Genomic DNA, 14,518 nt, shown 5'->3' with positions numbered 1-14,518 from the left:
TCATTTACTTTTCTAATTGATCTACATTTCGCATAATGTTTTGGAGATTATTTTCGTATTGCTCAAGTTGTGGACGTTGTGTTTCTGAAGCTACTTCTAACGCATTTTGAATCTGTTCATACGCTTCCTGAACCTCTTGGCGTAATTCTTTTAGATCATGACCGTAGTTTGGATCATTTTTCACAATGTTGTTAAATGCATGTTCTGCTTGTGTAACTCCTTGCTGCGCTGCTTGAAAAGCTTGTTGTTTATCTTTATGATATGGCATTATATAATCCCCTTTCCATAATAGTTAGTCCCATTTATCTTTACCTTTTTTTCTAAAAACATTCTCGTATAAATTTGCAAACTTCTCTCATTCTAAAGAGAAAGAGGAGGTGTCACATACAATGGGAAAAAACAATCGTGAAGCGAAAGAAAAAAAGGGACAACCTGAACCATTAAGCGGATCTCATAAAGTAAAAAACCGTAACCATTCACGCCAAAAAAATCATGCACATCATGATATGTAAAACAAAAGGCTCACACTAGCTACCTTTGCCACATACAATGTTTATATTTTTCCATTTATTCTTCACCCCTACTTCATTCATGCATAACATAGTATGAATTGAGATTTTACGGAGGGTGTCTTACATGGGCAAGAAAAAGAAGGATTGTCTTTTTCATGTTGATGGTTTCGAAGAATGGATGGATCAATTTTGTTCTGATTCTTGTAGTAACTTTAGTTTCCCAAATCAAATTCATATTGATCTTTGCGAAACTGAACAAGAGTACATTTTGGAAACAGATGTACCAAATGTATCCGAACAAAATGTAGTTATTAAAAAGATGGAGACAGGCCTAAATATTTGCATACTTCATAATAATAGTTCTTTGCAACGGATCATTCCTTTACCCGCTACTATTATTTATAAGAAGATGCTAGCCTGCTTAGAGAATGGATATTTAGCCATTCATATTTCCAAAAATGAAGTTGCTAATAAACATGAAAAAAAAGTTCTTTTTCAAATTGAGAATTAAAATAAAGTAAAGCTTTAATCAATGGGAGTTTTACTGCCCGCAAATAGCGGGATAAAGTGAAACTTTAATCAGTGGGGGCTTCATCCCCCACCTAACTTCTTTGCTTTCGCTGAATTTTTAGGTGGGGGTTCTTACTGCCCGTTAATGCGGGATAAATACAAAAATAAGCCCCAGTCATCTGCTGGGGCTTATTTTATTTCGCATGTAATTCTAAATTACAATTTCTATCATATCTTTTTTTCAATAAACCTTTTGTAACTACAAGTACAGGAAATGCTACAGTTGAAAATATAGCTAGTGCTGAAAATACTACAAACCCATTTTGATACCCGTAGTAATCGAGAAGCACTCCCCCAAACCATGGACCAATTACTGCTCCAATCCCTGAAAATCCCATTGCTCCAAAATATGTTCCTTTTAAATGTGAAACAGCTATATCATCAATAAATACATCTGTCATGGAAAACATTAAAACTTCTCCAATTGTAAAAATAATTGTGCAGACAGCAGCACCTAGCGTAGATTCTACTATTCCAAATCCAAACAATCCTCCGCTCACAAATAAAGTTCCCACCATAATTGATGTTAACGGTGTATACTTTTTACATATTTGAATAACAGGGTATTGAATTACGACTACAACAATCGCATTTAAAGCTAATATATACGAAAACAATGTCACTCCATCCTGAAATATATGTGCATTTGCAAAATATTGAGATACTGTTGTCGTTAAGTGTGAAAAGCCACAATTACTCAAAATAATACCGACTAAAGCAACTAAAAATACGACATCCTTTCGCAATATACGAACTGCATTTAACATTGTGACAGGCTTTTCTGTATTTACTTTCTTTTTTTCAATTGGATACTTTTTAAATTGGAACGCTAATATAGCTGTATATAGAATGTATACTCCAGCTGCTACTAAAAAAGGAATTGTAGATTTTGCACTTCCAATCTGTAACCCGACAAGTGGGCCAATCGCTACTCCAACATTTATTGCACCGTAACGCAAATTATATACGAGTAAACGATACTCTGGTTTCGTTAAATCTGATAATAATGCTCTTGACGTCGGCTCAAAAAAAGATCGACATAATCCATTTAAAGCATTTAATAAAAAGAAACTTAAAACATGATTTGCAAATGAAAAACCTATAAATACAAACACCCAAACGATCATGGACCATATTATAATCATGTTTCGGCCGAATCGATCCGATAAATTCCCTCCGATAAAACTAGCAAACACTCCAACAAGTGCACTCGTTCCGATAATAGCACCCGTCATTCCAGCCGATACGCCTTTAACAGTCGTTAAATAAATTGCTAAAAAAGGAATACTCATTGACGTGGCGAACCTCGCAAATAAAGTACCTATTATAATTGTCATTCCAAGCGGATGAATCTGTTGTAACTTCCCCTTCATCTCTAACCTACTCTCCCTTTTCCTACAAAAAAAAGAAAGCAAAGGATCTGCTTTCTTTTCCCTTTTTATACTTGAGATGCTTGTACCCGAGCTGTTCTCGTTATGTCCATATCAATTCCATATGTAAACTGTAATTCCTTACAAACATCTTTAATTAAAATCGCGACATTATACGTTTCATTAAATTGTAAAACTATGCTTTCTACTTCTTCGTATGTATACTTATATTCTCCTGTAATGACACTTTTTAAATCAAAGCATTCATTTATACAAAGTTGTACAAGCAGCTGGTCATATTTCTCTATTACATCTTCTTTCTTCCACAGTAACTCTTTTACATATAACCGATCAAACTTTACACTTTCTCGATTACAATCCGTTAAAATCCGGGTCATTTCATTTAATTCTCGATACAATTCAGAAATATTTTTGCTTAAACTAAGAAGTTTATCTACGCCGTTTTCATATAACATATTCATTCCACCCCCGCATTTTCTTTTTCTTATTATAGCAAGAAAATTCTAAAAATAGTTTCTTTCTTCTGAAATATTAGGAAACTAATTTCAATTGCTTTACAATGAAACTAGTGAACGCGAAAGGGGAAAGAAAATTGGAGCAAAAATTATATTACACTGACGCTTATAAGCAAGACTTTACTACAAAAGTTATAAAGCAAGATTATGATAAAGACGGTAACTTATACGTCGTTTTAAACGAGACCGCATTTTATCCGACAGGTGGCGGACAACCGCATGATACTGGCACATTAAATGATATCGATGTAATCAATGTAGAAGAGGTACATGGAGAAATTCTTCACTTCATTGTAGAAAAATTACATACAGAAGAAGTAGAAGGTAAAATCAATTGGGAGCGCCGTTTTGATCATATGCAGCAACATGCGGCTCAGCACATTTTATCTGCTGCTTTTTGGGACCATTTTAACATACCTACGATTGGATTCCATCTCGGAAAAGAAACGGTAACAATTGATTTAGAAACAGAAAATCTTCATGCGGAAACGGTTGAAAAAGCAGTACACATTGCAAACAAAATTGTATTTGAAAACCATCCAATCCGCCCCCTGTGGATGAACTTAGAAGAAGCAAAAGCATTACCCCTTCGTAAAGAACCGACTTTATCAGAAAATATACGTGTTGTAATTATCGAAAATTACGACTACAACGGCTGTGGCGGAACGCATCCGAAACGTACAGGTGAAGTAGGGCCTATACAAGTGCTTAGCTGGGAACGCAATAAAGGTGGCATACGATTAACGTTTATCGCTGGCTGGCGCACACTAAAGTTAATGGGGCATCAGCAACAAATTATAAAGGATGTTTCTAAACAATTAAACAGTAGCGAGAGTGATATTCCAGAAAAAGTAGCACAACTTCTTACTTCTCAAAAAGAAAATGAAAAAGCAATACAAACAATGAATGAAAAATTATTATTTGCAGAGGCAAATGAACTACTTCAACAGCCTACGGAAATACATGCCGGCATACTTATTTCTAAAGTATTTACAAATCGTTCTATGCAAGAAATCGCAAAGCTTTCTGCCATTATTACAGAACAACAAGAGCATGCCATTACATATTTCGTTATTGAAAATGAGGACAAACTACAATGCATCCTCGCTTGTGGAAAAACAGTCACGCTCGATATGAATGCTCTTTTAAAAGAGGCACTTCCTACAATTGAGGGAAAAGGTGGCGGAAATAAAAAGAGTGCGCGCGGCGGCGGAAAAGCGCTTATGACTGGGGACAAGTTTTTAAATCAGCTTGTTTCTTCTTTACAGTCGGCAGTATAAAACATGTTTATGAAGGATAGCTAACTGCTATCCTTCAACTATATTTACAAGCCTATATTTTGTTTCAAGCCTTGATAACTCCCTGCACTTGCAAAACCTTCACTTATAAGAGTTATAAAAGTTTCCGAAAAACCATATTGACTTAAATCTTTAATCGGTACCATTTGCACATCTTGAATTGGATTATGATCAAACTCATTAGAAGGTAGCGTAATTTCACCTTCAATCCTTTCAAGCAGAAACGTAATATGTAATAAAGATGAACTAGCATCTGGTTTATCACAAACATAGAGTAGCTTCTTAATTTTAACTTCTAATCCTGTTTCTTCTCTCATTTCTCGAATCATCGCTTCTTCTAACGTTTCACCATTCTCTACCCTTCCCCCAGGTAAAGACCAATTACGATTAGCAACTTTTTGCTTTACTAGCAATACTCTTTCATCTTCAATTAAAATTCCCGTAACACGAACTTGCATTACACTTTCCATATGTAATCTCCTCTTCCCGTTATATTTACAAATTAATCCTTCCACAAAAAGAACGTATGTTTTATAATTAAAGAAAATTATGGAAGAAAGAAGTTGTTACATCTATGCGTCCACCTTTAACAAAGTCTATATCACTTGAAGATTTCCAAAACTTTTATTGGTTAAAAGCAGAACTCCAAACATTTTGTCGTGAGCATGGTTTGCCAGCTAGTGGCTCTAAGATTGAAATAACCGAGCGTATCTCACATTATTTACATACTGGTAAAATATTAAAAAACAGCTCTCGTCAAAAGGTGAGTAAAGCTTCCCTCTCTTATAAAGAACTTTCTCTTCAAACAATTATTACTAACAATCACCGCTGCAGCGAAGAAGTTCGTGCTTTTTTCAAAGAAAAAATCGGAACAAACTTCCGCTTTACAGTAGCTCTTCAAAAGTTTTTTAAAGAGAATGTCGGAAAAACATATGAAGACGCGCTAACGTTTTGGTATGAAGAAAACGAACGAAAAAAAGATCCTACATACAAAACAACTATTAGCGCGCAGTTTGAATACAATCGTTTCACTCGCGATTTTTTCGAAGATCCAAATAATAAAGGAAAATCAAAAACTGATGCTATCGCTGCTTGGAATGAAATCAAAGCAAAGCCTGGTAGTAATGCTTATGTTCCTCAAAAAGTAGAAAACTAGTTCCTTGCTAGTCTTCTACTTTCTCAAATATTAGCGCAAGCCCTATTCCACCACCAATTCCTAACGTCGCAATTCCATACTTCATATGCTCTCTTTTCGCTTGATAAAACAAACGTGTCACAAGCATAGCTCCAGATGCACCGTACGGATGACCGAGCGCAATTGCACCACCATTTACATTTAATTTTTCGAAAGGAATTTGTAACTCCTTTGCACAAGCAACAACCTTTGAAGCAAATGCTTCATTTATTTCAAAATAATCAATGTCCTCTACTTTCATATTCATTTCGTTTAATAATTTGTTCACCGCAAATATCGGACCCGTCCCGGGAAGATTTGGATCCACTCCAACTACAGCACTACGAACGAAACGAAGAACAGGCTTGTATCCTAATTTTCGTGCTTGCCCCTCTTCCATTACAAGAACGGCACATGCCCCATCATTTACACCGCACGAATTGCCTGCCGTTACTGTACCATTTTGTAAAAATGCAGGCTTTGTTCTTTTAATCATTCTTTCATACTTCATTTCTCGTTTTATAGCTTCGTCTAAGGATCCATTAAACGAAAATATTTCATCTTGTAAATATCCATTTTCTAATGCTTGCAGTGTCCGTTTATAACTAAGACAAGCATACTCGTCCTGCATTTCTCGCGTTATATTATAACGCTCTGCAACATATTCAGCCGCTACTCCCATATTAGGATCTCCAATTGTTTCTGGTGAAAATCGCGCTCTATTTTGAAAAGGTGATGTACTTGTACTCTCTACTCCTCCTGCAATATAACAATTACCTGCCCCGCCTTGAATGAAATGACACGCGGTGCGAATCGCTTCCAATCCGGCACCACATTGCCGGTCAATCGTTACACCAGGAATATGATAGCCAAGTCCTGCTTCTAAAGCAGATAATCTCGCAACATTCCCTCCCGGCCCAACAACATTCCCTAATATAACATCGTCTATTTCTCTCTCAATTCCTTTACTTAAAAACGTAAGAAGCGGCGTTACTAATTGCTGAACTTCATAATCTTTAAACATCCCATTCTTCTTACCAATAGGTGTCCTTTTTGCTTCTACAATAACCGCTCTATTCATATATCTTCTCCCGGTGTTTAATCATATTTTTTGCTGCAATACGAGCGATTTTCCCGCTATCTGTATACGGTATTTCATCTACAAAATGCCATTCTTTCGGTATTTTAAACGAGGATAATCGTTGTAAGCAAAAACTTTTTAATTGTTGCCTCGTAGCACTTCCTTTTACGATGGCGACAGGTTTTTCACCCCAGTAACTATCTTTCACACCAATTACAACTATTTCATCAACAGCTGGGTGTTCATGTAATACACTTTCTATTTCTTCTGGAAAAATATTAATTCCTCCAAATAAAATCATGTTCTTCTCTCTACCCACTATGTATATAAAGCCTTCTTCATCTTCATAACCTACATCTCGCACTGTCATCCAGCCATCCGTAGTCAACTCTGGAACTAAAACCTTATCCAATATGTAGCCCATAAAAAACTGATCACTTTTCACATAAACAGTTCCTATCTCGCCTTTCTGTACTCCTTCTCCTGCTTCGTTACGTATTCGAACTTGAACATTGTGACAAGGTTTTCCTACTGAATTTGGCCTTCTATCGCTCTCTTCATCAACAAGTGCTGTTACAAAACTTAGTTCCGATGCACCGTAAAATTCATATTTTTGCGCATAAGGAAATATACTCTTTATTTTTTCTTTCGCTTCAGCTTCCCATTTCGCTCCTGACGAAATAATTTTCATCCCATTTTCTATTACTCTCTTTTCTTTATATAAAGATTCTAGCATTGTCGGAACTGTATACATGACCGAAATATTTTCTGTTTCTAACTTTTCCAGTACTTGATCTGGAATAAACTTTCTCATAATATGCACCGTTTGTCCTACATATAATGCACTTATTGCGCCGTATAAAAAAAGAGAATGAACGAGCGTCCCAGCTATGAAAATAGAATCTTCTTTTTTCATATGAAAGTCATGTATATTGCAATCAAAACTATGAACCCACGATTGTTGTGCACGTAAAAATGCTTTTGCCTTTCCAGTCGATCCTGATGTAAATCCCATATAAAACGGAGCATGTTGTACATCTTTTACAGGGGCACATGCAGGCAGAGAGTTCTCTATCATTCTTTTCCACTCATCAATTTCAATTACTCTTCCTTCTTTATCCGGTAAATCCTTTACCTTATATCGCTCTGTCACAATCATAGCCGGATTACTGATCGCAATTCTTTCTTTGAGCTCATCCTGTTTCCACTTTATATCTAACGGCACACAAACCCATCCGGCCATAGCAGCACCAGCAAATAGTTGTAAAAACTCCATACTATTTTCTAATACAATTGCTATCGTTTTATTCTGCGATTCTTTTTCATTCAACCAGTTTGCTACTTTACATACTGACTCAAACCATTCTTTAAATGTTAATACTCGATCATTTTCCTTTATTGCTATTTTATTTGTTTGTAAAGAGGCATACTTTTTATATTTTTTTGTAATCCCCATTTGAGACGTCCTTTCTTTACAAAATAATAAAAAGAAACACGCAATGAACGTGTTTCTTCTCTTTCTTATCCCGCATTTGTATATTTCCCACTCTTGAGAGCAGGCGTAATAATATGTTTCAATGAACGATGTAATTTCGTTACAAGAATTGCTGATATAATCGCTTTTATGCAATCACCTGGTAAAAATACGGCACTTACTTTCATCGTCTGCCATATAGAAACATCCATAAAGAAAGCTTGTACAATAATACCAAATACATAAACTACGAAAATACCACCAATTATATTAATACATAATACCTTTATTATAGAAACTTCACGTAAACGCTCAATTAAATAACCAATGACAAACGCTCCAACGATATAACCAAGTAAATATCCTGCACTTGGCCCAACAAATACGCCTGGACCACCGCGTCCACCAGCAAGTAATGGTGCTCCAACTCCAACTATAAGTAAGAAAATAAGCTGACTTAACGCACCAAGACGTGATCCTAACAATCCACCAGCAAGCATAACACCGAGTGATTGTAATGTAATCGGAACTGGTGTAATAGCAAGAGCAATTGGGGGTATTAATCCTAACACTCCCATAATAGAACTAAATAAAGCGACGAAAACTAAGTTTTTTGTATTCATATTTGCTTCTCCTATTTGTAAACTTAAAATGATTTTTAGGTAACATATTATAGGAGTTATATTATCTTTCTATTTAGTCTTTGTCAACTTATTTCAAATATAGGTTTACAAATATTTTTTCAATTATTTCTCTTTATGCAAATGCTCAAGTTCTTTCCGAAGCGCCTGTTTTAAAAACTTCCCAACAGATGTTTTCGGAATTTCCTGCATAAATACAATATCGTCTGGTAACCACCACTTCGCAAACTGTGGTTTTAAAAATTCATATAGTTCTTCTTTTGTAACAGTGCTATTTGCCTTTTGTACAACGCAGGCAACCGGACGCTCTTGCCATTGCGGGTGTGGAACTGCAACAACGGCCGCTTCAAATATAGCATCATGTGCCATTAAAGCATTTTCAAGGTCAACAGAGGAAATCCACTCGCCTCCGCTTTTAATAACATCTTTCGTACGGTCAACAATCTTTACGCAGCCTTCCTCATCGACTGTGACAACATCTCCTGTATATAACCAACCATCACGAAAACCTTCGACCGTACGCTCATCGTTATAATAGCTTTCAGCGATCCATGGCGCTCGTAAACATAATTCTCCCATCTCCGTACCATCCCACTTCACTTCACCATTTGTACCGACTACTTTCATCTCTACACCAGGGACAAGATATCCTTGTTTTGATCGGATTTCTAATTGCTCTTCATACGATAATTCTGTTTCATAACTTTTTAAGCGTGCCAATGTTACTACTGGACTTGTTTCAGTCATACCGTATGCATGCACGAAAGGAACATTATATTTTTGTTCAAATGCTTTAATAATACTTTTCGGTGCAGCTGCACCTCCACATACTATTCGACTCATACTAGATAAATCATAACTATTATTTTCTAACTCTTGTAAAACACCGAGCCAAATTGTCGGCACACCCGCAGCTATCGTTACTTTTTCAGATTGAATCATTTCTAATAAAATTTTCGGAGTAAACATCGGCCCCGGAAGAACTTGTTTTGCCCCAAACCAAGTAGCAGCAAAAGGAAGTCCCCAAGCGTTCACATGAAACATTGGCACAATCGCCATTGCTGCATCACTTTCCGATAAAGCTGTCGTATCCGCTAACCCGAGTGCCATACAGTGCAACACCGTACTACGATGCGTATATACAACACCTTTTGGGTTTCCTGTAGTCGCTGACGTATAACACATACCAGCAGGTGTATTTTCATCAATATCTTTTACAAATTGGAAAGTTGGATCGCCTTCTTCTAATAGCTTTTCATAATGATATACAGGTTCTAGCGTAGTATTGGGAAGTTCATCTTTATCAGTCATAATAATGTAGGCTTGTACAGTTGATAATTGTGATTGAATATTTTCAACAAGTGGTACGAGATCTTCATCTATAAGTAGAATTCGATCTTCTGCGTGCTGAATAATATATGAAATATGTTGAGGAGATAAACGAATATTAATTGTGTGTAACACGGAAGCAATACCAGGAATAGCAAAATACGCTTCCACATGTCGATGATGATTCCACGCTAACGTTCCTATACGCTCGCCTTCTTTAATTCCTAATTTTTTTAGCGCACTTGAAAGTCTTCTCGTCCTTTCACCTAACTGCTTATACGTTAACGTCGTAACTGTATCATGTGTCCGTGAAACAATTTCTTTCTTCGAAAACAGTTTCTCTACTCTTTCCATCATAGAACTAATTGTTAGCGGTACATTCATCATCATATTGGTTACATCCCCCTTTAAAACGTTTTCATTTTTTGTTTATTATAACAGACTTCTACAAATGATTACGACATTTTTTTGTATTTTCTGAATTATTTCTTTGGAAATAATTCAGAAAATACTAAGAGAAAATATATTAAAATTCCTTCTTACGATATATAAATACCGAAATGAAATAAGAGAAGATATATATGATAACGCCAAATATTGTATATAGAATTGAAACGTATACAGATGAATTTAAATTTGATATTGGAAATTGTTCTATTAGATATCCAATTACACTTTGTAATCCAAAATAAGTAACAAGTCCCCCACATGCGCCTCCAATTGTAATAGCATCAGATTTTTCTGCTCCAAAAACATAGAGAAGCGGATAAGCTATTGCTCCGGCATTAAGAATGATGAACGTCCCTAAAGAAACACTCTTAAATATACCATCATCAATTGGTGTATCTGAAACTAAACCATGTACATAAAATATGCCATACGATAATAAAGTACCAATAATTACAACTAAAAAATAGAAAAGATAGTGACTTTGTACAATATTATTTCTAGTAACCGGTAAAGTAAGTACATATTTTTCATACCCCGACTTACTCTCATATTTAATAACTTCAAGTGCAGGAATCGCAGCAAATAAGATAATGAACGTAGCAATTAAACGGTACATTGAAGCATTACCAAAATAAAAAACAAATCCCGCTCCTAATATCGCTATTCCCATGAACATAAAGAAAGTTCGATACACTAGATAAAAGTTTGTCAATAATAAACCTTTCATTTATTTTTCACTCCTCGTTAATAAAACACTTATTTCTTCTATCGAAATGGTTCTATGAGCAATCCCACTTGGTAATTTATGCACATCTGATACAAGTACATTGAAATAAGAACCATTATTCCTTTGCACCACAACTATATCTTTGTTGATTAAAGTTAGTTGTTCCTCATTAACATCTACAATGGCATAATTGTCCAAAACCTTATCCTTTTCTTCATTCAATAAAATTTCTCCATCTTTTATAACGATAAGGTGGCTAGCGATTTTTTCTACATCACTCATAATATGAGAAGAAAGTAATATACCACCATTACTTTTACTCACAAAACTTTTTAATTCCTCTAACACCTCCTCCCTAGACGAAGGATCAAGACCTCCTGTCGCTTCATCTAGAATTAATAATTTTGCATTATGCGACAATGCAACAACTATAGATAGTTTCATCGACATTCCACGGGAAAATCTACCTACTTTTTCATTAGTAGGTAAAGAGAAAGAATGAACTAATCGGTAAAAATTTTCTCTATCCCAAGATTCAAACATCTTTTCAAAAACCTTATTTAGTTGTTTTATTGTAAGATGAGCCGGTAGATTCATAGCATCAAATACGACTCCAATCTTCCCCTTATTCTTGGCATCTTTATTTATATTTTCTTCACCAAATATTTTTACTGTACCGCTATCTTTAAAAATTAATTCTAGTACTGTTTTAAATGTTGTTGATTTACCTGCCCCATTGTCACCAATGAATCCAACAATTGCCCCTGATGGCACATTGAATGTAACATCTTTTAAAACAACTTTGCTTCCAAATGATTTACTTAAATTTTTAATTTCTAGAATATTTGACATCATTTCACTCCCATCTTAACTTTTAATAAAATTGATTTTCTCCTATTAAAAATTATCCACTTTATCTCTCACTTTCTTTTTTAGTTTAAAAATAATACGATTGCTATATTCTTTATTTTCTACTAAAATTCGATACATCTCCCACACTCCTACAACACGAACAAAAAGATAGACTCCAATCGCAATAAGTACAACACAGTACGGATAGTACTGCACTAATTCTCCTGAAGTGATATGCTTTTTCTCAAACAAAAACGGGATTGCGCCTGCGGCTATAAAACAAAATCCAACAATCATCACTGCCGCATACTTCTTCTTAATAGTCGCATATCTTTTTGTTAATTCTTTTAGAAAGTTTTGATCAAATAATAGTTCTTGCTTTGTCAATACATTGTATCGACTCTCTTCTATCGTTACAGGTACCATCATCGCTCCAATTCCAAGGACAGCAATGATAATAACAAGAAATGTCGACATTGTTGCACTTTCCTTAAATAGTAAATACGGTATTGTCGATAAAATGAGCAAGCTAAATCCTAACGCGATATATTTAGAAATTTTTTGTCCATACACTATATACCCTTCTGCCATTTCCTTACTTACGTAATAGCCATCCACATTTTCATTACTTTGCCCAGCTGTTTCTTTTAATAAATAGTCGAGTGATACTTCAAATACATTTCCAATCATTATTAACTTTTCAGTTTCAGGAAAACCTTGACCATTTTCCCATTTACTAACCGCTTGCCTTGTCGTGTTTAATTTCTCAGCTAACGCTTCTTGAGAAAGGCCCTTTTCCTTTCTTAATTTAAAAAGCTTTTCACCAAATCCCATATGTGTGCCCCCCTTTGTTTTCTTAACTAAATTGTATATAAACATTGCCCTTATCTCTATCTTTCTGCGGTTGCACTTTGTCAACTTACGGTTGCGATTGTGTTATTTAGCGGTTTTGTATACGATTTAGCTATTTTTCTTCTAAGATTATGGCGTTACTAAACCACCCTCTCCTAATAACCAATTATAACAATTAAAGGTAATTGTTGTTATAAAAAACTAAAAACTCCCTTATTTATTTAAAGGAGTTTTTAATATGAAATATTCCAAGAGGGGCTGTTTCTCCTTCCTCCTATTCTCTCACAATTTCTTCTATATATTTTTATGTGTCATATAACGAACTATGTACAGTATATGTTTTCATCTCTTTATCTGAGGCATACTCATATATATGTAAAATATTACTCTTATTAACTTCCCTAATAAAACCACTGCTCAAGAATCATAACGGCTTCTGCTTAAACTTTTCGTAATGTCGCACTTTTAATAAAAGGATATTCCCGCAATCTGTACAAATATAAGCATCTACTGGTGAAGATGTGAACATCGTCTCCTTTTTCCGTATTTGTGCATAACCGACAAACTCACCTTCTCCTATATTTTGAGAACCACAATTAGAGCATGTCTGCACGTCTTTCTGTTTCATGAGAGCACCACCTTTAATCTGTTTCTACTCCCTTCGACAGTTCACTTCCATTTCCCTTCCAAAAAACCTCTTATTCTCTTACATTTCAACAGGAATCTCCAAACAAACATCGTATATGTACTATGAAATATATTTATTGACGGGGGAATCTCATGAGTACAATTATGACAATCAATACCGCACAAGAAATTGAAAACGCAGAAATACATATGCTTTCTTCTAGATTAGCACTACTACAAGCAATGGACGGAAATCCAATGCAAGTACAAATAAAAAAGTTCGAGAGTGCCACTGCCTTTTCATCAAAAGTAATTGCTGGTCCTGCTTTTAACACAGTCAAAGGCGTTACCTTTATAAATACAGATGAGATAGATGCGATTATCTCTTATTATCAATCACTACAAATTCCTTGCCGTTTTGAAATTACACCAGCACAAGGTACAGCTGAATTATTTCAATACTTATCTGAAAAAGGATTTTACCAATCTAGCTTCCATACCGCTTTATATAGTAAACCAAAAGAAGATCCATCTCTTCTTCCTTCTAACATTTCAGTACGCAAACTAAAAGAAAATGAGTTTGATATTTTTGCTGACATATATGTACGTGGTTTTAACATGCCATCCTTTACAAAAGATGGCGTGCGCCAAAATAACGAAATTCTTTATAATAAACCAGGATGGCATTTTTTCATAGCTGAAATTCAAAACACTCCTGCTAGTATAGGAGTTCTCTTTATAAATAATGGTGTTGCTTCATTAGCTGCTTCTGCTACTTTGCCAGAATTTCAGCTTAAAGGCTGTCATACTGCATTAATTCAAAAAAGAATTGAGACAGCTATTGAATCCAATTGTCATTTAATAGTTGGGCAAGCAAGGTTTGGTAGCAGCAGTCAAAATAATATGGAACGTGCCCATATGAAAATTGCTTATACAAAATCCATATGGACTGCAAAAGACATGTAATTTACATTCTTTCTCCTTCCATTACAATCTTATACATTCTATGACAATTCCTTTTCTAC

17 protein-coding genes are annotated in these 14,518 nt (G+C 35.1%); 5 read left to right on the top strand and 12 right to left on the bottom strand.

The features are described 5' to 3' along the window. Positions 1-4: 4 nt before the first annotated feature. Positions 5-268, bottom strand: a complete 264-nt coding sequence (locus QEP67_RS09405) for a hypothetical protein (protein ID WP_001146292.1) — start codon at positions 266-268, stop codon at positions 5-7. Between the two features lie 121 nt (positions 269-389). On the opposite strand from QEP67_RS09405, the gene QEP67_RS09400 reads away from it, so the two are divergent. Together QEP67_RS09400 and QEP67_RS09395 are read left to right on the top strand one after the other, a co-directional pair. Continuing rightward, positions 390-512, top strand: coding sequence for a small acid-soluble spore protein P (locus QEP67_RS09400; protein WP_000517650.1), 123 nt, complete (start codon positions 390-392; stop codon positions 510-512). Positions 513-636: 124 nt separating this feature from the next. Beyond that, a complete protein-coding gene (locus tag QEP67_RS09395; protein ID WP_000516738.1) occupies positions 637-1,023 on the top strand; it encodes an Hsp20/alpha crystallin family protein in 387 nt (128 codons plus the stop codon). Between the two features lie 193 nt (positions 1,024-1,216). On the opposite strand, the gene QEP67_RS09390 is transcribed toward QEP67_RS09395, so the two are convergent. Beyond that, positions 1,217-2,455 (bottom strand): MFS transporter, encoded by a 1,239-nt coding sequence (locus tag QEP67_RS09390; protein WP_000676841.1) that lies wholly within the window; start codon positions 2,453-2,455, stop codon positions 1,217-1,219. A gap of 65 nt (positions 2,456-2,520) precedes the next feature. Continuing rightward, positions 2,521-2,928 (bottom strand): hypothetical protein, encoded by a 408-nt coding sequence (locus QEP67_RS09385; RefSeq protein WP_000965136.1) that lies wholly within the window; start codon positions 2,926-2,928, stop codon positions 2,521-2,523. A 137-nt stretch (positions 2,929-3,065) separates the two neighbouring features. Between QEP67_RS09385 and QEP67_RS09380 the strand changes: the two genes are divergently transcribed. Further along, a complete protein-coding gene (locus QEP67_RS09380; RefSeq protein WP_000435904.1) occupies positions 3,066-4,268 on the top strand; it encodes a serine-tRNA(Ala) deacylase AlaX in 1,203 nt (400 codons plus the stop codon). A gap of 44 nt (positions 4,269-4,312) precedes the next feature. Here the strand turns inward: QEP67_RS09380 and QEP67_RS09375 are convergent, their stop codons facing one another. Continuing rightward, complete coding sequence (locus QEP67_RS09375; RefSeq protein WP_000446731.1) at positions 4,313-4,756, bottom strand: NUDIX hydrolase; 444 nt, start codon at positions 4,754-4,756, stop codon at positions 4,313-4,315. A gap of 104 nt (positions 4,757-4,860) precedes the next feature. Here QEP67_RS09375 and QEP67_RS09370 point away from each other — a divergent pair, with 104 nt between their 5' ends. Further along, positions 4,861-5,442, top strand: a complete 582-nt coding sequence (locus QEP67_RS09370) for a DUF6434 domain-containing protein (protein ID WP_001247732.1) — start codon at positions 4,861-4,863, stop codon at positions 5,440-5,442. A 7-nt stretch (positions 5,443-5,449) separates the two neighbouring features. Here the strand turns inward: QEP67_RS09370 and QEP67_RS09365 are convergent, their stop codons facing one another. From QEP67_RS09365 to QEP67_RS09330, 8 genes are all read right to left on the bottom strand, one after another. Further along, complete coding sequence (locus QEP67_RS09365) at positions 5,450-6,541, bottom strand: acetyl-CoA C-acyltransferase (protein ID WP_001077975.1); 1,092 nt, start codon at positions 6,539-6,541, stop codon at positions 5,450-5,452. Further along, entirely contained in the window at positions 6,534-7,997 is a 1,464-nt protein-coding gene (locus tag QEP67_RS09360) for an acyl-CoA synthetase (RefSeq protein ID WP_000513191.1), read from the bottom strand. The genes QEP67_RS09365 and QEP67_RS09360 overlap by 8 nt, the downstream gene beginning before the upstream one ends. A gap of 65 nt (positions 7,998-8,062) precedes the next feature. Next, positions 8,063-8,638, bottom strand: coding sequence for a biotin transporter BioY (locus QEP67_RS09355; protein ID WP_001093322.1), 576 nt, complete (start codon positions 8,636-8,638; stop codon positions 8,063-8,065). Between the two features lie 123 nt (positions 8,639-8,761). Next, positions 8,762-10,375 carry a long-chain fatty acid--CoA ligase gene (locus QEP67_RS09350; RefSeq protein ID WP_000980216.1) on the bottom strand — a complete coding sequence of 538 codons (1,614 nt, stop codon included), beginning with the start codon at positions 10,373-10,375 and terminating at the stop codon, positions 8,762-8,764. 136 nt (positions 10,376-10,511) lie between these two features. Continuing rightward, positions 10,512-11,162, bottom strand: a complete 651-nt coding sequence (locus tag QEP67_RS09345) for an ABC-2 transporter permease (protein WP_000677363.1) — start codon at positions 11,160-11,162, stop codon at positions 10,512-10,514. Beyond that, on the bottom strand, positions 11,163-12,014 hold the full coding sequence (locus QEP67_RS09340) for an ABC transporter ATP-binding protein (protein WP_000065399.1): 852 nt from the start codon (positions 12,012-12,014) through the stop codon (positions 11,163-11,165). Positions 12,015-12,059: 45 nt separating this feature from the next. Then, on the bottom strand, positions 12,060-12,848 hold the full coding sequence (locus QEP67_RS09335; protein WP_000505630.1) for a helix-turn-helix transcriptional regulator: 789 nt from the start codon (positions 12,846-12,848) through the stop codon (positions 12,060-12,062). A 442-nt stretch (positions 12,849-13,290) separates the two neighbouring features. Next, positions 13,291-13,494 (bottom strand): hypothetical protein, encoded by a 204-nt coding sequence (locus QEP67_RS09330; RefSeq protein ID WP_000810209.1) that lies wholly within the window; start codon positions 13,492-13,494, stop codon positions 13,291-13,293. Positions 13,495-13,646: 152 nt separating this feature from the next. On the opposite strand from QEP67_RS09330, the gene QEP67_RS09325 reads away from it, so the two are divergent. Then, positions 13,647-14,459 (top strand): GNAT family N-acetyltransferase, encoded by an 813-nt coding sequence (locus QEP67_RS09325; protein WP_000104263.1) that lies wholly within the window; start codon positions 13,647-13,649, stop codon positions 14,457-14,459. Positions 14,460-14,518 lie beyond the last annotated feature (59 nt).

It is taken from the genome of Bacillus cereus group sp. MS39, from assembly GCF_040448665.1.
GTDB lineage: Bacteria > Bacillota > Bacilli > Bacillales > Bacillaceae_G > Bacillus_A > Bacillus_A wiedmannii.
Note: the sequence above shows the minus strand (reverse complement) of the source record. Positions and strands in the feature narration are given on the sequence as shown.